The following is a 19,157-nucleotide window of genomic DNA, read 5'->3' as shown; positions in this document are numbered from 1 at the left end:
TCGGTGTGAATGCATACTCTGCTAAAAATCGAAACCATGTCAATGAACTTATATATTATGGCACTATTGCCGCTTAATTATTTAACGAAGTATTGTTATAACTACTTCCAAATTTTTGTTTCTGGTTTCTTTTTCGGAGAATCAAATGGTATTTTAGCAGTTTAAATTTTAAACGTTGACCTATGGCGAGAATAACCGGATTCATATTTTTTGCCTGGATTGCTTTTTCATGCGCTGCATCAAATCCTTCTGACTTGAAAACGGGAGCCGAACAACCTGAAAAGTATTTGCATCTTTTAAATGAGAAAAAGGTTGGTTTGGTGGTAAATCATACCTCGTTAATAGGAAATTTACATTTGGCAGATTTTCTGCTGGAGAAAGGAATTGATGTAGAAAAAATATTTGCTCCCGAACATGGTTTCAGAGGCGATGCATCGGCAGGTGAAACCATTAAAGATGGCGTAGATGAGAAGACAGGGATTCAGGTTAGTTCACTTTACGGCGAAACCCGTAAACCAAAACCGGAACACCTTGAAGGACTCGATGTTGTGGTGTTTGATATTCAGGATGTTGGATGCCGTTTTTATACCTACATTTCTACTATGCACCTGGTTATGGAAGCCTGTGCCGAAAATGAAAAGCCCATGCTTGTGCTCGATCGCCCCAATCCAAACGGTGATTATATTGCCGGACCAATGCGGGAACCCGGCTTTGAATCATTTGTAGGAATGGACCCGATTCCGCTGGTCCATGGCTGCACTGTTGGTGAGCTGGCGCAAATGATAAACGGAGAAGGCTGGCACGATGCACCGCAAAAATGTGAACTGACAGTTATTCCCGTTGAAAACTATTCACACGACATCCGGTATTCATTACCGGTTCAACCGTCGCCCAACCTGCCCAACGATTTGGCAGTACGGCTTTATCCCTCATTGTGTTTTTTCGAAGCAACCAGCGTGAGTATTGGCCGTGGAACTGATTTCCCGTTTCAGGTGATTGGCGGCCCAAAACCCGAACTGGGCGATTTTACATTTACACCGCGAAATATTCCGGGAGTGGCTGTAAATCCGCTGAATGAAGGAGAAAAGTGTTATGGAGTTGACCTCAGGGAGCTGGATGAAATACCGCAATTCACACTGAAATATTTTTTGGATTTTTACAACAATTACGAAAATGAAGAAGATTTTCTGACGCGCGAACGCTGGCTCAATTTGCTGGCAGGTACCGATGAGTTAATCCGGCAAATAAGAGACGGTTTAAATGAAAAAGAAATTACAGAAAGTTGGCAGCTTGATTTGAATGAATTTAAAGCCCTGAGAAAAAAATATTTGTTGTACCCCGATTTTGAATAAACAGTTTTATGAGTCCATTTCTCGTTCTAAGTCTGGTTTTAGGCTACTTTGTTGTTTTGGTTGGTATTTCGTGGTTCACATCACGCAACGCCGATACGCAGGCATTTTTCACAGCCAATCGTAAATCACCCTGGTTTTTGGTAGCTTTTGGTATGGTGGGGGCCACGCTTTCCGGTGTTACCTTTATTTCGGTGCCCGGGGAGGTGGGAAATACCGCCTTCTCCTACCTGCAGTTTGTTTTCGGAAACATTGTGGGATACTGGCTCGTGGCCGGTATTTTGCTGCCACTTTACTACCGGCTCAACCTGGTTTCCATTTACACTTTTCTTGATCAGCGTTTTGGAAATTCCTCTTATAAAACCGGTTCGTTCTTCTTTTTAATATCCAAACTTGTAGGTGCCGCGTTCCGGTTATACCTTGTGGCCACTGTGTTACAAATTGCATTTTTCGATGCGTTCGATATTCCGTTTACAGTAACTGTAATTGTTACCATTGCCCTGATTTGGGTATATACTTTTAAGGGAGGCATAAAAACGATTGTTTGGACTGATACACTGCAAACATTTTTTCTGGTTAGTGCAGTTATTTTTACCATTATTGCCATTAGCAGGACAATGAATTTTGATTTTCCTGAACTGGCTGAAAGGATATCATCGCATTCCAATTCACAAATATTCTTTTGGGACTGGCGCACAGGTGATAATTTTTTCAAGCAATTTTTTGCCGGCATGTTCATCACCATTGTAATGGTTGGAATGGACCAGGATATGATGCAAAAAAACCTAACGTGCAAGAATAAAAAAGAGGCTCAAAAAAACATGATCGTTTTCAGTTTATCATTTCTCGCAGCAGTTTTCCTTTTTTTGTGTCTGGGCGTTCTGCTCTATATTTTTGCTGAACAGGCAGGGATAACAATTCCCCAAACCACCGACGAACTTTATCCGCTTATTGCCCTTAACCACCTGAGTTTACCGGTAGGAATTGCTTTTTTACTGGGAATTACTGCTGCAGCCTATTCCAGTGCCGACTCGGCACTTACTGCCCTTACAACTGCTTTCAGTGTCGATTTCATGAAAATAGATAACTACGAAGAGCAAAAGAGAAGAAGCATTAAAAAACGCACTCACATTATGTTTTCAGTGCTTTTAATAGTAGTAATACTGGTTTTCAGGGCAATCAGCAATGAAAGTATAGTGGTTGCGGTATTTACAGTTGCCGGTTACACCTACGGACCAATTTTGGGATTGTTTGTGTTTGGTATGTACACCAAAAAGAAAGTGAAAGACAGGTGGGTGCCTCTGGTCGGAATTACTTCCCCGGTTATTTGCTTTTTTATTTCTACTTATTCAGAACAACTTTTTAACGGATATACTTTTGGTTTTGAATTATTAATTCTCAATGGCCTTATCACCATACTGGGTTTATGGCTGATTTCAAAAAATAAATTTTAAATATTGCCAATAGTTGTCAATAAATGTTAAAAATTGTAAATTGAATTTTTATATTTGTAATAATATAGAGTGGAGGAAATCCGTTATTACAAATAAAAACTGGGAACTTGGTCAAATATCTGCTTAAAATATTAATTGCAGTTGCACTACTCATTTCACTATTTTCATGTGAGGATGAGGGATATATGAGTTCCCCTGATGCGAAACTTCAGTTTTCTGTTGATACGGTAATGTTTGACACAATTTTTACCACCATAGGCTCAACCACCCAGCACCTTAAAATTTATAACCCATACGACGAAAATGTTCTCATTTCGAGAATTCGTGTTGCCGGTGGCGATTTTTCCAATTTCAGACTTAACGTTAACGGGCAAACAACCAACGAGGCCTACGAGGTGGAAGTACCAGCCCGCGACAGCATCTTTATTTTTGTTGAGGTTACAATTGATCCCAATGGACAAAACCTGCCCATGGTTGTTCAGGATTCCATAGAATTTACCACCAATGCAAATGTTCAGGACATAAACCTGGTGGCTTATGGACAGGATTTTAAGCTCATAAAAGGTGAAAATATTGAAACCACAACCTGGACTGCTGAAAAACCATACCTGGTTTACGATTACGCTTACGTTGACAGTACTTCAACACTAACCATTGAACCCGGCACGCGCATTCATTTTCATAAAGGGGCCGGACTTTATGTGAAAGGAACCATTAAAGCCGAGGGGACGTTTCAAAATCCAATTTGGTTTTTATCCGATCGGTTGGAAGAAAGTTACCAGGATATTCCTGACCAATGGAATGGAATAATCCTTTTTTCAGGAAGCCATAACAATGTATTTAATTATACCACCATTAAAAATGCCAATATCGGTTTGCAGGCCGGAAATATTGAAGATGATGGGTTTGCATCGCTCCAGCTTTCCAATTCGAAAATTGAAAATATGGCCTACGCCGGCCTTTTTGCCCTCAAATCGAAAGTTACCGGCTATAACAACTTAATTGCCAATTGCGGATTTTATGCCGTTGCATTGCTTGTGGGGGGTGATTACGAATTTTACCATACTACCATTGCCAATTATTGGGGGAATTTTTCCAGCCGTGCACGATCAACAGCCTCTCTGGTTCTTTCCAACCTGCTGGTGGTTGAGCAATCCGACGGCTCCAAAGTAACTTATACAGGTGATTTGGAAAATGCATTTTTCGGAAACAGTATTATTTTCGGCAATAACCAGAACGAAATTGAACTGGGCGACAGTGAGGAAAATGCTTTTAATTACGAGTTTGACCATTGCATAATTCAGGTTCCCGATACTTTTGATATTTCGGATAAAGACCACTTCAGAAACGTTTGGAAGGGAAAAGACAACAACCCAAAATTTGTTGACCCGTTTGATGAGTATGATTATTCTCTCGACACCCTTTCGGCAGCGAAAGATATTGGAAACCCGGATTTCGCCAAAGAGTATCCGATGGATATAATGAACAAGGACCGGACGGCTGATGAAGGTCCTGATCTTGGTGCATTCGAGCGAATCGAGAAAAAAGATGAAGAGTAGTCGTGTTATCGTATTATTTCTATTTCTAAGTATTTCGGCTCAGTCTTACTCCCAAAACCGGACAGAGGAATATTCCGTATTATTTTACAATGTTGAAAATTTATTCGATGTGGAAAATGATCCGGAAACTCAGGATGAAGAATTTACCCCCGAAGGAGACCGGCACTGGACTTACAACCGGTTCAACCAAAAATTACTGAATATTTCAAAGGTGATTTTAAATGCTGCCGGTTGGGAACCACCCCAAATGATTGGCCTTTGTGAAGTAGAAAACCGCTTTGTGCTTGAACGGTTGCTGGCAGATACACCGCTGAAAAATCATCCCTACAAAATTATTCATAAAGAATCGCCCGACGAGCGGGGAATTGACGTGGCTTTTCTGTATAACGAAGAAATATTTTATCCCCTCGAATACCAGTATTATCCCTTAAAAACCGATCAGGATTCTGTAATACAAACAAGGGAAATCCTTTATGTGTCTGGCATTGTGGATGAAACAGACACACTGCATTTTTTTATCAATCACTGGCCATCGAGATATGGTGGATTGTTGGAAACCCAATCGCTTAGAAACCTTGCAGCTAAAACGTTACGCGGGTTGTGCAGCCAAAAATCTCAGAATAACAGAAATGCAAAAATCATTATAATTGGCGATTTTAACGATCAGCCCGGCGATGAAAGTATTGCTGAGTATTTAAAAGCTGTTGATTATTCTGAAAATGTTACAGATGAGGATGTTGTAAATTTGTCTGTGAACTGGGGAGAAACAGGTTGGGGAACAATCAAATACCGTTCTCAGTGGTCGGTTTTTGATCAGATAATAGTATCCGGGACTCTTTTAAAAAACAGGAATGGAATAGTTACCCGGCCTGATCTGGCCGAAATGGTAAACCTGCCGTTTTTATTGGAACCCGATGAGCGCTATGGCGGCCGGAAAATTAACCGTACTTATATTGGATACAGCTATAACGGAGGTTTTAGCGATCACCTCCCGATTTTGCTGCGGTTAAAATCCAACCGTTAAACTTGTTTTTCAAGACCCAATTCTGCTGCTTTTTTTAACATGAAATTATAGGCCTCTTCAAAATCGTTTCTGATTTCCCCATCGAGAATGGCATCTTTTATGGCATCTTTAATAACTCCAACTTCGCGGCTGGGCGACAATCCAAAGGTTTCCATTATAAACTCCCCTGAAACGGGAGGCTGGAAATTCCGAATGGCATCTTTTTCTTCAATCTCTTTTAGTTTGCGCCGTACAATTTTGAAGTTTTTCATGTAACGACTCACTTTTTCTGCATTTTTTGAAGTAATATCTGCTTCGCAAAGTGTCATCAGGTCGTCAATATCGTCACCCGCTTCGAAAAGCAACCGCCTGACAGCTGAGTCGGTAACTTCGTCTTCCGAGAGTACAATAGGACGCATGTGGAGCTTTACCATTTTTTGGACGTACTTCATTTTTTCGTTAAGTGGAAGCTTCAGTTTCCTGAAAATTTTTGGAATCATTTTCACACCCACAAAATTGTGAGAGTAGAATGTCCAGCCCTGCTCCTCTGTAAATTTTTTTGTAGCCGGTTTGGCAATATCGTGCAACAGCGCCGACCACCGGAGCCAAAGGTTGCTGGTGTTTGGCGCAATCCGGTCGAGCACTTCTAGTGTGTGGTAAAAATTGTCTTTGTGCCCAATTCCGTTGACAATATCCACTCCTTTCATTTGCTCAAGTTCAGGTAAAACTATCTTCAGTAAACCTGTTTCTTCAAGCAGTTTAAATCCCACCGAGGGTTTTGGCGAGAGCATGATTTTGTTGAGCTCATCTGAAATACGTTCGGCAGAAACTATTTTTATGCGGTCCCTGTTTTTGGCAATTGCCTGCAGGGTTTTGGCTTCAATTTCAAAGCCCAGTTGTGTTGAAAACCTTATGGCGCGCATCATACGCAGCGGATCATCAGAAAATGTGATGGACGGATCGAGCGGTGTACGTATGATTTTTTGCTTCAGGTCATTTATGCCGTTGAACGGATCTGTTAATTCGCCAAAGTTGTGTTTGTTTAACCCCAGTGCCAGCGCATTAATGGTAAAATCCCTGCGGTTTTGGTCATCTTCGAGTGTGCCGGTCTCTACTAAAGGTTTGCGCGAATCTGCGCGGTACGATTCTTTGCGGGCTCCCACAAATTCAATCTCATAGTGTCTGAATTTCAACTGAGCCGTGCCAAAATTTTTAAAAACAGCAACCTTGGGGCGCGGTTTTAATTTACTGGCCACCTTTTCAGCAAGTTGAATTCCGTTGCCAAGGGTTACAATATCAATGTCTTTTGATGGTCGTTTCAAAAAAATATCACGTACGAAACCACCGATAACATAAGTTTCCTGATTTAATTCGGCGGCCGCATTTGCTATTGTCTCGAATATTTTGTTATTTATATGTTCGTTCATTTTTCTGCCAATATTGAACTGGTTTTTCATTTTTTTCTGTCATTTTAGAAAAAATTGTGACAAAATTACAATTATTTATCTAAAATCCGGATTAATATTTTAGTGAGGTCTTATGGCATTATCTTTGACTACAGGAAATATGTACAAATATAAATATGTAAATAGTTTAAATTAAATTTTTTGATATGTTGGAATTTTTAACAAAAGAGTCATTTAAAGAGAAAGTATTCAATTTTGAAGAGAATAAAGAGTGGAAGTATGAAGGCGACAAGCCTGCACTGATTGATTTTTATGCTGACTGGTGCGGTCCTTGTAAAATGGTAGCTCCTGTTTTGGAAGAGCTGCAGGAAGAATATGGTGACAAGATTGTAATTTACAAAATTGACACCGAGCAGGAGCAGGAACTTGCCGGGATGTTTGGAATTCAAAGTATTCCATCGTTATTGTTTGTTCCTACCGAAGGTCAGCCGCAAATGGCAATGGGAGCACTGCCAAAAGCTACTTTCGAAAAAGCAATTTCCGATGTGCTGAAAGTTGAAAAACCGGAAGCTTAAAGCACATCGAGCACTTTTTCAAGCTGAATCCCGCGTGAGCCTTTAATTAAAACGGCTCCTTCAGTAATAGGGTTTTCAGCAAGGTAGTGGCATAAACTGTTGGTATTAATAAAAGATTTAACGGAATAACTTTTTGCCGCCCGGGTAAATGCATTACCTACAAGAAGCACTTCTGAAAAGGAGTGCTTCTTTGTTTTTTCGAGTATTGAAATGTGGTCGTTCAGTTCCTCACTTCCAAGTTCGAGCATGTCGCCAAGGATTAAATATCTCGGGTTGCTGAAACTGGACACAAAACTTTCGATGGATGCCTGCATGCTGGTTGGATTGGCATTGTAAGCATCCATAATTATTTTCAGATTGTTTTTTTCAATCAGCTGCGAACGGTTGTTTCCGGGAGTGTAATTTTTTATTGCTTTTTGAATGACTCGGGGATCTACTTCAAAATAATGCCCGATGCAGACGGCTGCCATAATATTTTCAAAGTTATAATCGCCGGTTAGTTTCGAGTTGAAGTATAAATTTTCTTTGGGAAAATGAACTTCGGCATTTATAAATGGCGGTGAAAAAACCGGATGACCCGACAGATCTGCATTTTTGCTGCCAAAGCTTATTTTATGCCGAATGGATTTTGTTAGTTCTGAAAGAATGTAATTATCGCGGTTGTAAAAAATGGTTCCGTTTTTCTTTTTTAAGTAATCGTATAATTCAGCCTTGGTTTTTTTTATGGCTTCAAAAGAGCCAAATCCTTCAAGATGGGCCCGGCCAATATTGGTGATAATTCCGTAATCAGGGTCGGAAATGGCGCAAAGTTGAGCAATTTCGCCCGGGTGGTTGGCACCCATCTCCACAATACCAAATTCCGTTGATTTGTCCATACTGAGGAGGGTAAGCGGTACTCCAATATGGTTGTTCAGGTTTCCCTGCGTGAAACTAATCCTGAATTTTTTAGATAAAACAGCAGCAATCAGCTCTTTGGTGGTGGTTTTGCCGTTTGACCCTGTAATGCCAAGAACCGGAATTTCCAGTTCTTTTTTGTGCCAACGGGCCAGTTTTTGTAATGCCTCGAGCACATCTTCAACCAAAATTGTTCTGTTGCCGACCTGGTATTTCGCTTCGTCGATAATGGCATAGGCAGCTCCTTTTTCAAGTGCTTCGGCTGCAAATTTATTTCCGTTAAAATTTTCGCCTTTTAGTGCGAAGAAAAGGGAGCCGTTTTTGATTTTCCTGCTGTCGGTTACAACAATCGGATGGTTTTTAAAAAGTTGATATAGCCCGTCTGTATTCATTTTTCAAAAATAAAAAAACCTCATTCGTTCGAATGAGGTTTTCGGGTAAGTTTCAATAAATATCATTTAAAATCCTTCAGGACTTCCTACTCTTGTCATTGCACATCGAAACCCAATATCGCTTTGTGCCCTGGTTTGTTCTAAGTAACGTCTTGTTCCGGGAACCAGCCAGTAGGGTCTGTCTTTCCACGAACCTCCTTTGTAAACCCGCACTTCATCATCGATAAGTGAAGAGAAGTAACCGGGGCGGTCATCTTTAAAATACATATCCTCTGTTCCCCTGTCTTCTGTCGCATTCCAGTCACCTGATTCAACAATTTGCGATTCTGCATTACCGTCTTTAATATTGCGGTAGTCGGCTACTGTGTCTCTAACAATTTCGCCGTATTCGTCACGCATCAGGTCTCCGTTTGCATCACGCCTGGGTTCAGTAATTACATTGCCCCTGAATGGTTGGAATTCTTCAACATCAAGAAACGATAGAGGCCGGTAAACATCGGCTACCCATTCGTTTACATTTCCTGACATACAGTACAAGCCGTAATCATTTGATTGGTACGAAAACACAGGTGCGGTAATGTCGGCATTATCGTTTAGTGCACCGGCCATCCCCATGAGGTCACCACGGCCTCTTACGAAGTTAGCTTTTAAGCGGCCTTTGTCTTTTCTGGTGTCTTCTCTGAGGTAAGCACCATTCCACGGGTATATTTTCCTGTCGGTTAGAACTTCGTCATCCACATTACCAATTAAGCCATAGGCAGCGTATTCCCATTCGGCTTCGCTGGGTAAACGGTAGTTAGGCAGCATAATGCCATCTTCCCATTTTACCCTGCGGGTGGTTCCATCAGGCAATTCCTCTGGATTTTCTCCTGAGGTGCCTTCGTACAAACCGGCAAGATAAGCGTCGGTTGTAAAAATATTTTGTCCGGATTGGCTATTGTCGTGTTGCAGGATACCGCGTTCAACCAGAATTTTTTCGTTCACCCGGTCGGTCCTCCACGAGCAGTATGCATTTGCCTGTTCCCAGGTAACACCAACTACCGGATAATCGCTGTAAGCGGGATGCCTGAAATAATTGTTCACATAAGGTTCGTTGTACGCCAGTTCCTCTCTCCACACCGTGCTGTCGGGCAATGCTGAATTGACTTTTTCGCGGTCGCCGGGGTAAACACGGTTTAACCAGTGTACATATTCCCTGTAGTCCTGGTTCGACACTTCAGTTTCATCCATATAAAAAGAGGCAACAGTAACCCTGCGCGGGTGGTTGTCCCACTTGTACATCACGTCTTCTTCAACACGGCCCATGGTAAATGTACCGCCCTGAATAAAAACCAGCCCCGGGCCGGCTTCCTGTTCGTAGCCTGAAAGATAGGGGATATTGCCCGTTTCTTCTGAATTGTATTCCCATCCGGTAGTGCGCGATGTTTCACCGCCTCCGTTGCCAAACAACCCACATCCTGAAACGAATGCGGCTAAAAACAGCAAGAAAATTGTTTTTAGCTTCATTAAATTAGTGTTTTTCATTTTTCCTCTGATTGTCACAAATATAACTGATTTGTTTATTTCTTATTGTTTTCTCCGATTATAAAATTGCATGTAATATAGAACATCTCTCTATCTTTGCCGCTCAATTTACAAAAATAATTGTTTTATTGTAAATGTTGCAGCTTGCAATATTTATTTTCAGGCAGCGTTTTTTAAATACAAAATTGCCATACAATGAAAAAAGTTTTCTTTTTGCTGTTAATAATTGTTCTCGGTTTTACTTCAAACGATGTCCGGGTTGAAATTATTACACTTAACTGGCAAATTATTAATGATCCTGAATTAAAAGAAGCAGCAGGCCTGGATTATACTTTTGAAAATGCTGCTTATCCTGAAGCACCGCAGAACATGCTGCCTGTTTTCACGCGTTCTTATCCACTCACCGGAGCACTCCAGGATTTCCGGTTTGTTATTGAGAATCCTGTTTTCAGAGAAATAGAAAGTGAAAATTTATCATCGTCAATTCCATTTCCGGATGAGCTGGTGATTAGCACGTCAAAACTAAAATCGGGAGATTCGCACAGGATTGAAATACAGGTTCCGGCTGCAATTAAGCGCGAGGGAAAAATTTTACTGCTGAAAGAATTTCAGCTAAAGAAAATACCGGTTAAATTGAAATCGGCCGCTGCTGATGTAACGTTCAACTGGAAAGATCAATCGGTTTTAAATAGCGGGAATTGGCTAAAAATAAGTACTTCGGGGAAAGGAATTTACACAATCCCTTATGCTACCTTGGATGAATGGGGCTTCCCGAATCCGGCACAGGTGAAAGTTTTTGGGGCCGGAGGTACAATTCTTTCTGAAAATCCGGGGAATATTACTTATGACGATCTTCCGCAGGTAGCCATTTGGCATGGACAAAACAATGGCGCTGACTGCCTTTTCTTTTTTGCGCCCGGTACTACAAAATGGTCGCCCGATGAACAAAACGAACAATTTATTCACGAAATAAACCATTATTCCAACCGGGGATATTTCTTTTTAACAGAATCCGCCGGCACACCAAAAAATATTGAATCGCAAACGCCGCCCGAAGGAGAAATTACGCATAGCATCACATCTTTCGACGGCTATGATTTGCACGAACTGGAAAAGTATAACCTGCTGAGTGGTGGCTCGGGAAAGCAATGGTTCGGCGATAAATTTATTAACGGCACCACCAAAAATATTTCTTTTGGGTTGAACAATTTAGACCAATCAGCCGAAGTTTCATTGCGGATAATTGCGGCAGCGCGTTCTTCGGCTGCATCAGGAATGCCGGTTTCGGTAAACCAGACGGATTTAGGTGAGCTCAGTTTTTCGAGGGTAAATACTTCCGATGCCACTTCGGTTTATGCCAATCAGCGTGAAGAAAGGTACAGTTTCCCCGCACCGAATGGTGACCAGCTCAACACAACGGTGAAATATTTCGGAAACGCCTCCAATGCGGAGGCCTGGCTCGATTTCATAGAAATCAATTACCGGCAAAAACTAAAGTTTAATGATAATGTGCTGTTCTTTCGTGACCTTGCTTCTGCAGGCAACGGCAATGTGCTTGCATTTAAAATTGAAACTGATACACCGAATTTGAAAGTTTGGGATGTAACCGATATTTTCAATGTGAAAGAAATACCACTTCAGGTGAGTAACAATAAAGCAACCGGAAAAACAGGGATTGATAAACTACATGAGTTTGCTGCTTTTAATCCTGATGGCACGTTCCCGGAACCTGAGTTGGTAGGCGAAGTGGAAAATCAAAACCTGCACGGGCTGGAAACACCGGAGTTTTTAATTGTTTCGCATCCGGCATTTTTTAACACTGCCACCGAACTGGCCGATTTTCACCGGAGTTACGATGAAATGAGTGTGGAAGTAGTTTCTTCCGATAAAATTTACAATGAATTTAGTTCGGGAAATAAAAGCGCCACGGGGATTCGCAATTTCATAAAAATGTTTTACGACCGGGGTGAAGGGTTGAAATACGTTCTGCTGTTTGGCGACGGCAGTTACGATAACCGAAATATTAAAGGCAGTAGTAATAATTTTATACCCACATTTCAATCAGAAAACTCGCTTAGTCCGGTAGCCTCATTTGTAACCGACGACTATTTTGTGATTCTCGACGATGACGAAACGGTTTATAACGGGGCTGTCGATTTGGGAATCGGCCGGATTCCCGCGTCCACAAACTACCAGGCACAGCTCGTTATGAATAAAATTTACAATTACTATTCTTCTGCGGCACTTGGCAGCTGGCGCAATGTAGTTTGCTTTATTGCCGACGATGAGGACGGTACTCTCCACATGTCAGATTCTGAAAAACTGGCCGATATAATTAACGAAAAACACAGGGAATTCATTACCGATAAAGTTTATTTCGATGCCTATCCGCAGGTTACCGGGCCCGGCGGTGAAAGTTACCCCAGGGTTACCGAAGCCATTAACGAGCGGGTAAAAAACGGGGTGCTTGTACTCAATTATGTGGGCCATGCCAACGAACGTTTTATGGCCGATGAAAAAGTACTGGATATCAGTCATATAAATTCATGGTCGAATGCCAATACGCTGCCTATTTTTGTAACAGCCACCTGCGAGTTCAGCCGGTTCGATTCCGATGAAACATCGGCGGGTGAATATGTATTGTTGAATCCGAACGGCGGCGGAATCGGACTTTTTTCAACTACGCGACTGGTATTTGCCTATTCCAATTTTTTACTGAGCCGCAGTTTTTACAATCATGTTTTTGAGAAGGATGAAAACGGCGAGCATTACCGTATGGGTGATATTATGCGGCTGGCAAAAATTAATACCATCAACACCACTAATAAACGAAATTTCAGTTTGCTGGCCGACCCTGCCCTGAAACTCTCTTTCCCAAAATACAAAGTGGTTACTTCAACTATTAACGGACACGAAGCTTCATCCATTGAAGCCGACACGCTGGGAGCCCTTCAAAATGTTACAATTACAGGTTACATAGCCGATGAATCAGGAAATAAATTCGAGGATTTCTCCGGCGAAATTGTTCCCACTGTTTTTGATAAAGAAGTTGTAATGGAAACCCTCGGCAATGCCGGTGAAACTCCAATGGAGTTTAAAGTGCAGGAGAATGTTATTTACAGAGGACTGACAGAAGTGCAGAACGGCGAATTCACGTTCAGTTTTGTTATTCCCAAAGATATATCGTACAACCTGGGCGAAGGCAAAATTATTTATTACGCGCACAACAATGAAGTGGATGCACACGGCGCTTTTGAAAATTTTTATATTGGCGGTCCGGGGTCTCAGATTACAGATAACGAAGGCCCGGAAATTAAGTTGTATCTCGATTCGCCTGACTTTGAACCGGGCGATAAAGTGAGTAAAAACCCTACGCTTTTCGCCCAGCTTTCCGACGAAAACGGGATTAACACTGCAGGCACAGGAATTGGGCACGATATTACCGCGGTAATCGATAACGACTATTCCAATGCCATTGTGCTGAATAGTTTTTATCAAACCAATCCCGGAGATCATACCAGCGGGACGGTTACTTATGGCTTGCGAAACCTTTCGGTTGGAGAACATACACTGACACTGAAAGCCTGGGATGTGGCCAATAACTCCTCAGAGGCAGAGATTGATTTTTATGTCTCCGGTAATTTTGTTATTTCAGAAGTATCCAACTATCCGAACCCGGTTTCCGATTATACCTATTTTACATTTGAGCACAACCAGGCAGGAGCAACGCTGGAAGCAGTTTTCGAAATATTCGACCAAAACGGTCGTCGGGTTGATTATTACACCACGCAGGTTGGCTCAAACGGTACCAACACCAACCCGGTCAGGTGGGATTTGAATGAAACAGGACTATCACCTGCCAGCGGGATTTATATTTTGAAAGTTACTGCACAAAACAACGACGGTGTAATTGCTTCCCGGTCAGGCAAAATGGTTATTGGCCATTAATTTTTTCAGCGGAATGTACTTTTTGAGAAAATTGTCCGTTCTCTAACTTTAGTTTAATTGTTGCATCAGCTACAATTTATATATTTGCAACGCTCAATTTTTTAAACAATATGATCAAAAATATTCGAATTTTCTTAGTTATTACATTCATTGTTTTTATGGCTGGTAAGGCGAACGCACAGACTACCACATCCGGAGCCAATACCATCACAACCGCAGTGCCGTTTTTATCCATTACTCCTGATTCAAGAGCTGGTGGAATGGGCGATGCCGGTGTGGGGACTACTCCCGACCTGAGTTCGCAGCACTGGAACCCGGCAAAATATGCTTTTATGGAGAGCGAAATGGGGGTGAGTTTATCGTATTCTCCCTGGTTAAGAACGCTTGTGGATGATATAAACCTGGCTTACCTGGTGGGCTACAAAAAAATTGACGAAATGCAAACGATAAGCAGCTCGTTGCGCTATTTCGCATTGGGTGATATTGTTTTTACCAGCGAATACGGTGAGTTTATGGGACAGCAGAGCCCGAACGAATTTGCCATTGATCTGGGATACACCCGTACTCTTTCCGATATGTTTTCGGGTTCGGTAGCAGTGCGCTATATTCGTTCCGATTTAACCGGCGGACAAATGATTGGCGGACGGGAATCGCATGCCGGGAACTCTTATGCTGCAGATGTGGCTTTCTATTTCTACAATGAATTCAGGGCAAACCGGAAAGACAATATTTTTTCAGCAGGAATAAATATTCAGAATATTGGTGCAAAAATTTCATACACCGAAGGAGTGGAGAAAGATTTTATTCCCACTATGTTGAAACTGGGGGCAGCCTACACAACTGAGCTCGATCAGTACAACTCATTTTCATTTGCATTTGAAGCCAACAAACTTCTGGTTCCCACCCCGCCGGCCGATTCGCTTACCGGAACAGGTGTTATTACCGGAAGCCGTTACCACAGCGATATGTCGGTTATTAAAGGTGTTTTTACTTCATTCTCAGATGCCCCGGGCGGTTTTGAAGAAGAACTGAATGAGATTAATTTATCACTTGGGGTAGAATACTGGTACAACAAGCAGTTTGCCCTGCGTGCCGGTTATTTCTATGAACACGAAAACAAAGGGAACCGCAAATTTTTAACTGCCGGCGCCGGGTTGCGGATGAACGTTTTTGCCCTCGACTTTTCGTACCTGTTGCCCACCCAGCAAAACCACCCGCTGGCCAATACGCTGAGGTTTACCCTCTCTTTCGATGTGGACGCATTCGACAGTCAAAACTAATGAGTTTCAGAATAGGACAGGGATTTGATGTGCATCGCCTGGCCGAAGGTGAAAGCTTGTGGCTGGGAGGAGTTTTGATCCCGCACAACAAAGGAACAGTTGCCCATTCCGATGGCGATGTGTTAATTCATGCCATTTGCGATGCGCTTTTGGGAGCCGTTAACCTGGGCGATATCGGTGTTCATTTTCCTGATAATTCACCGGAATTTAAAAATATTGACAGTAAAATTTTGCTGAAAAAATCCTGGCAACTTGTAAAACAAAAAGGGTTTGAAATTGTCAATATCGATTCAACCATCAGCGCACAGCAACCTAAGCTCAAACCATATATTCCTGATATGGTGAGTACAATGGCAAAAGTGGCAGGGATTGAACCCGCACAAATTTCGGTTAAGGCAACTACCACTGAAAACCTTGGATTTGAAGGCAGGGAAGAAGGTATTTCGGCACTTGCGGTGGTCCTGCTTCAGAAAAAGTGAAAATTATGAAGAACGACAACAAAAAAACATTGGTAATTGGTGCGAGCACCAAGCCCGAACGTTATTCCAACAAAGCAGTTCAAATGCTGCGGGAATATGGTCATGAAGTAGTTGCGCTGGCAAAACGGGCAGGCCATGTTGATGGAGTTTCCATTCAAACCGAATTCCCCACTGATGGCGATATTCACACGGTTACGCTCTATTTGGGAGCCAAACGGCAACCCGAATATTATGAACAGTTAATGAAACTGAAACCCGAGCGTGTAATTTTTAACCCGGGGGCCGAAAACCCTGAATTAAAAGAAAAGCTTGAATCGGCGGGCGTTGAAACGGTTGAAGACTGCACGCTGGTCATGCTCCGAACAGAACAATTTTAATTTTCAGAAAATGTTTGCAGAACTACAATCACTTGAAGAATTCAGCCGGATGAAGCAGGAAGAGCCGGCACTGCTGGCTTACTTTTCAACCGATGCCTGCAATGTGTGCAAAGTGCTGAAGCCCAAAGTATATGAATTGATTCAAGACGAATTTCCGAAACTGAAGATGGTTTACGTAAAATCAGATGTTCTGCCTGATGTGGCTGGGCAGCACCAGGTATTTGCAGCGCCAACCATCCTGGTTTTTTTCGACGGCCGGGAGTATATCCGAAAAAGCCGCAACATCGGCCTCGATGAACTTCGCAGAGAAATTGAGCGCCCCTATTCCATGATTTTTTCAAGTTAAGCAGAAGCCGATGGGTTTTTATTACAGGAGTAGTTATTATGAACCCAGTTTTACCTTCTCATTTTATTATTTTGAATGAATTATAATTCGCCGGTAGCTTGTAAGATTAGGTTCTCCGTTATCGGTTACTTCACAAATCACTTGAAAAGTTTTTCCTGCTGAACCGGAAGGTATTTCAATAGTGATTTTATTTGCATTTTTACCGGGAATTGGAATTTTTTTCTGATAGGTTCCCGCTTCGGGCAAAATCCACCATTTAAAGTTCAGTTGGCCATCATCGGGATCGAATGATTTTGATGCATTCAATGTAATTTTTTTACCTGCTTTCTTTTCCATCTCAATGGGGGAGAGGCCTTTTTCTCGGTTAACAACAACAACCGGGTTGCGGTTTCCTTTTCCTTCGTTCGCCCAATCCATGCGCGCGGCAAAATTATTGAATGCAGCCGGGTAGAAATAATCGAAATAATTTGTGCAGATTTCCCAGGTTTTTCCTTCGTGGTTTGTATAGGCATAAGTCGTTTCATCGGGGCCCAGCCCCCATTCAAAATAGCCGGCCCAGCCCACCTGTCCTGGGTTCAGCGGATTATTCAATCCGTTGGGCATTACATGAAAGAATGAAGGTGTGTCGCCTTCAACTCCGTATTTATATTTAGGATAAACTTTGCCGAGGTTTCCATGGGTTTGAATGTGGTGTTCATATTCGTCCCAGTTTTCACGTCCGGTACCGTTCTGATGTTTCCAGGCGCATTCATCCCAAAAAAACAACAGGTCTTTTTCAAATTCTTTGCGCATCCATTGATGAGAACTGATGTCATAAGGAGTCCCGCTTTCATGCGAACGGTCCTGATCGGTAATGGTATAAACCGGTATTTTGTGCAAAAACGATTTTAATTCCTTTTCGTTACGCTCCTGTTGCACCTGCCAGATGGCCTGCGCCACGGTGTTACCGCCTCCCCAAACCAAAATCCATAGCGGCCGCTCATCGTCTTCATCGGCCAGTTGAATAATATGGTTGCTTCCGTCCGAAATATTGTTTTTTCCGATTTGATTCATCCCTCTTTTTTTGCTGCCGAACATGGTTTGCTCTCGTAAATAGTCGGGACTGGGCCAATAGCCTAAGGTTTGTCGTGATTCATCTTCTGAAAACCCGGATTGATTGGATCGTTTCCTGAGATTGGGCAAATCCTTTTCATACGCATCGATGGCATCGTGGATGAGTTGGAAGAAATCATCACGGGTTTCCGAAAGGCTCCATCCCGTGGTGAAAATCAATCCTTCTATTTCGAACAAATCAGCATGTGCGAGAAGTCTTACCAATGATTCGCTGTCATCTGTTTCCCATGTGGATACATCGGTCAGTACAATAATACGGGGTTTTAATTCAGTTGAGTTCAATTCTTTTCTGTTATTGCCCTGGCAGCCAGTGTTCTGCGTGATAATTAGTCCTAAGCAAAATAAAAATATCCAATTCTTTTTCATGGTCAAATTGTAAATTATTAAATGTAACTGTAAATTTAACATCGATATATTAATGAAACTAATCTAATTTTAAGAAAAATATGTCGAATTCCGGGAAATTGTATAAGTTTGATGAAAGGCGAGGTGAGTTTAAACCATACGGGTTAACCTGTGAATTGTGGTTGCCCGATTTAATGAGAAAACCAGACAGGCATAATGAAATTGAACTTAACTATTTTACAAGCGGAAGCATAACCTACCTGTTTCAGGGAAAAAAAATAATTATACCCGAAAAAAGCTTTTCTCTGTTTTGGGGGCTTGTTCCACATCAAATTGTTGACTACTCAGGTTCTCAACCGTATTATGTGTGTACAATTCCGTTGACACAGTTTTTGGGATGGAAACTGCCCGCCATTTTTATCGACCGAATTCTTAAAGGTGAAGTTGTTATAGAAGATTCAGAACCACATTCTGCGTATGATGAATTTCTTTTAAGAAACTGGCTGCATGATCTTTCTGAAGATAAAGATTCAGAAGCGACTTTATACGAAATGCATGCGCGGTTATTAAGAATGGCTGCAAAGGTGCTGCCTTTAAAAAAGAGTGAGCGATTGAAAATCTATTCCGGTGAAATAAGCAAGGTTGAACAGATAGCATTGTATATTGCTCAAAATTATATGTTCCCTCTTAAAATATCTGATGTAGGACGAGAAGTTGAATTACACCCGGATTATGCCAATGTGCTTTTCAAAAAAGCTTTTGATACCACAATTAATGACTACATTATTCAGGAAAGGATATTGCATGCCCAACGAAAATTGATTACTTCAGATAAAAAAATTGCCGATATTGCTTTTGAATGTGGTTTTAATTCCATAAACCGGTTTAATGCAGCATTTCGGAAAATCAATAAATGCACTCCACGGGAATTCAAAAAGAAATACCACTAATCTTGATTCAGAAAGAATCATAATCTTTATGACATTTAGAAAACACTCTGAAATTAAGGGTTTCTAATCTACCTTATACACAATCATGCAACGTTGTTTAATTGTGCGAGTTGATTCTCAAGAAATTTAATACGCTTTTCTTTAAATGCTGCTTGGTTCTTTT

General features: G+C 41.7%; 15 protein-coding genes. 11 read left to right on the top strand and 4 right to left on the bottom strand.

Going from position 1 to position 19,157, the window contains the following annotated elements:
* Positions 1-182: 182 nt before the first annotated feature.
* The 4 genes from BUC07_RS19275 to BUC07_RS19260 all read left to right on the top strand — a co-directional run bounded on the left by BUC07_RS19275 (position 183) and on the right by BUC07_RS19260 (position 5,386).
* Positions 183-1,352, top strand: a complete 1,170-nt coding sequence (locus BUC07_RS19275; RefSeq protein ID WP_073173755.1) for an exo-beta-N-acetylmuramidase NamZ family protein — start codon at positions 183-185, stop codon at positions 1,350-1,352.
* Between the two features lie 8 nt (positions 1,353-1,360).
* The gene (locus BUC07_RS19270; RefSeq protein WP_073173752.1) at positions 1,361-2,803 is read left to right on the top strand and encodes a sodium:solute symporter; all 1,443 of its coding nucleotides are present in this window, start codon (positions 1,361-1,363) and stop codon (positions 2,801-2,803) included.
* A 107-nt stretch (positions 2,804-2,910) separates the two neighbouring features.
* Positions 2,911-4,362 carry a right-handed parallel beta-helix repeat-containing protein gene (locus BUC07_RS19265; protein ID WP_139279660.1) on the top strand — a complete coding sequence of 484 codons (1,452 nt, stop codon included), beginning with the start codon at positions 2,911-2,913 and terminating at the stop codon, positions 4,360-4,362.
* Positions 4,352-5,386, top strand: a complete 1,035-nt coding sequence (locus tag BUC07_RS19260; protein WP_073173749.1) for an endonuclease/exonuclease/phosphatase family protein — start codon at positions 4,352-4,354, stop codon at positions 5,384-5,386. The genes BUC07_RS19265 and BUC07_RS19260 overlap by 11 nt, the downstream gene beginning before the upstream one ends.
* On the opposite strand, the gene BUC07_RS19255 is transcribed toward BUC07_RS19260, so the two are convergent.
* On the bottom strand, positions 5,383-6,822 hold the full coding sequence (locus tag BUC07_RS19255; RefSeq protein WP_073173747.1) for a CCA tRNA nucleotidyltransferase: 1,440 nt from the start codon (positions 6,820-6,822) through the stop codon (positions 5,383-5,385). The genes BUC07_RS19260 and BUC07_RS19255 overlap by 4 nt on opposite strands.
* Before the next feature lie 155 nt (positions 6,823-6,977).
* Here BUC07_RS19255 and trxA point away from each other — a divergent pair, with 155 nt between their 5' ends.
* Entirely contained in the window at positions 6,978-7,346 is a 369-nt protein-coding gene (trxA, locus tag BUC07_RS19250; RefSeq protein ID WP_073173745.1) for a thioredoxin, read from the top strand.
* On the opposite strand, the gene BUC07_RS19245 is transcribed toward trxA, so the two are convergent.
* Together BUC07_RS19245 and BUC07_RS19240 are read right to left on the bottom strand one after the other, a co-directional pair.
* Positions 7,343-8,632 carry a UDP-N-acetylmuramoyl-tripeptide--D-alanyl-D-alanine ligase gene (locus tag BUC07_RS19245; RefSeq protein ID WP_073173743.1) on the bottom strand — a complete coding sequence of 430 codons (1,290 nt, stop codon included), beginning with the start codon at positions 8,630-8,632 and terminating at the stop codon, positions 7,343-7,345. The two genes, trxA and BUC07_RS19245, sit on opposite strands and share 4 nt — an antisense overlap.
* Positions 8,633-8,698: 66 nt before the next feature.
* The gene (locus BUC07_RS19240) at positions 8,699-10,138 is read right to left on the bottom strand and encodes an SUMF1/EgtB/PvdO family nonheme iron enzyme (RefSeq protein WP_073173762.1); all 1,440 of its coding nucleotides are present in this window, start codon (positions 10,136-10,138) and stop codon (positions 8,699-8,701) included.
* 213 nt (positions 10,139-10,351) lie between these two features.
* Between BUC07_RS19240 and porU the strand changes: the two genes are divergently transcribed.
* The 5 genes from porU to BUC07_RS19215 all read left to right on the top strand — a co-directional run bounded on the left by porU (position 10,352) and on the right by BUC07_RS19215 (position 16,586).
* Positions 10,352-14,104, top strand: coding sequence for a type IX secretion system sortase PorU (gene porU / locus BUC07_RS19235; RefSeq protein ID WP_073173741.1), 3,753 nt, complete (start codon positions 10,352-10,354; stop codon positions 14,102-14,104).
* A 158-nt stretch (positions 14,105-14,262) separates the two neighbouring features.
* Entirely contained in the window at positions 14,263-15,384 is a 1,122-nt protein-coding gene (porV, locus tag BUC07_RS19230; protein ID WP_245792734.1) for a type IX secretion system outer membrane channel protein PorV, read from the top strand.
* On the top strand, positions 15,384-15,863 hold the full coding sequence (gene ispF / locus BUC07_RS19225) for a 2-C-methyl-D-erythritol 2,4-cyclodiphosphate synthase (protein ID WP_073173737.1): 480 nt from the start codon (positions 15,384-15,386) through the stop codon (positions 15,861-15,863). Before porV ends, ispF begins: the two co-directional genes overlap by 1 nt.
* A 5-nt stretch (positions 15,864-15,868) precedes the next feature.
* Positions 15,869-16,240 carry a CoA-binding protein gene (locus tag BUC07_RS19220; RefSeq protein ID WP_073173760.1) on the top strand — a complete coding sequence of 124 codons (372 nt, stop codon included), beginning with the start codon at positions 15,869-15,871 and terminating at the stop codon, positions 16,238-16,240.
* Between the two features lie 10 nt (positions 16,241-16,250).
* A complete protein-coding gene (locus BUC07_RS19215) occupies positions 16,251-16,586 on the top strand; it encodes a thioredoxin family protein (protein ID WP_073173735.1) in 336 nt (111 codons plus the stop codon).
* Between the two features lie 66 nt (positions 16,587-16,652).
* Here the strand turns inward: BUC07_RS19215 and BUC07_RS19210 are convergent, their stop codons facing one another.
* Positions 16,653-17,981 carry a DUF1593 domain-containing protein gene (locus tag BUC07_RS19210; RefSeq protein ID WP_245792733.1) on the bottom strand — a complete coding sequence of 443 codons (1,329 nt, stop codon included), beginning with the start codon at positions 17,979-17,981 and terminating at the stop codon, positions 16,653-16,655.
* Positions 17,982-18,163: 182 nt separating this feature from the next.
* On the opposite strand from BUC07_RS19210, the gene BUC07_RS19205 reads away from it, so the two are divergent.
* A complete protein-coding gene (locus BUC07_RS19205) occupies positions 18,164-18,994 on the top strand; it encodes a helix-turn-helix domain-containing protein (RefSeq protein ID WP_245792732.1) in 831 nt (276 codons plus the stop codon).
* Positions 18,995-19,157 lie beyond the last annotated feature (163 nt).

It is taken from the genome of Tangfeifania diversioriginum (assembly GCF_900141875.1).
GTDB lineage: Bacteria > Bacteroidota > Bacteroidia > Bacteroidales > Prolixibacteraceae > Tangfeifania > Tangfeifania diversioriginum.
This window is presented reverse-complemented; position numbering and strand designations above follow the sequence as displayed.

Coding starts and splice junctions, on each gene's coding strand:
- BUC07_RS19240 (WP_073173762.1), bottom strand. CDS start 10,138: ATGAAGCTAAAAACAATTTTCTTGCTGTTTTTAGCCGCATTCGTTTCA.
- ispF (WP_073173737.1), top strand. CDS start 15,384: ATGAGTTTCAGAATAGGACAGGGATTTGATGTGCATCGCCTGGCCGAA.
- BUC07_RS19245 (WP_073173743.1), bottom strand. CDS start 8,632: ATGAATACAGACGGGCTATATCAACTTTTTAAAAACCATCCGATTGTT.
- BUC07_RS19270 (WP_073173752.1), top strand. CDS start 1,361: ATGAGTCCATTTCTCGTTCTAAGTCTGGTTTTAGGCTACTTTGTTGTT.
- BUC07_RS19255 (WP_073173747.1), bottom strand. CDS start 6,822: ATGAAAAACCAGTTCAATATTGGCAGAAAAATGAACGAACATATAAAT.
- BUC07_RS19260 (WP_073173749.1), top strand. CDS start 4,352: ATGAAGAGTAGTCGTGTTATCGTATTATTTCTATTTCTAAGTATTTCG.
- trxA (WP_073173745.1), top strand. CDS start 6,978: ATGTTGGAATTTTTAACAAAAGAGTCATTTAAAGAGAAAGTATTCAAT.
- porU (WP_073173741.1), top strand. CDS start 10,352: ATGAAAAAAGTTTTCTTTTTGCTGTTAATAATTGTTCTCGGTTTTACT.
- BUC07_RS19275 (WP_073173755.1), top strand. CDS start 183: ATGGCGAGAATAACCGGATTCATATTTTTTGCCTGGATTGCTTTTTCA.
- porV (WP_245792734.1), top strand. CDS start 14,263: ATGGCTGGTAAGGCGAACGCACAGACTACCACATCCGGAGCCAATACC.
- BUC07_RS19215 (WP_073173735.1), top strand. CDS start 16,251: ATGTTTGCAGAACTACAATCACTTGAAGAATTCAGCCGGATGAAGCAG.
- BUC07_RS19220 (WP_073173760.1), top strand. CDS start 15,869: ATGAAGAACGACAACAAAAAAACATTGGTAATTGGTGCGAGCACCAAG.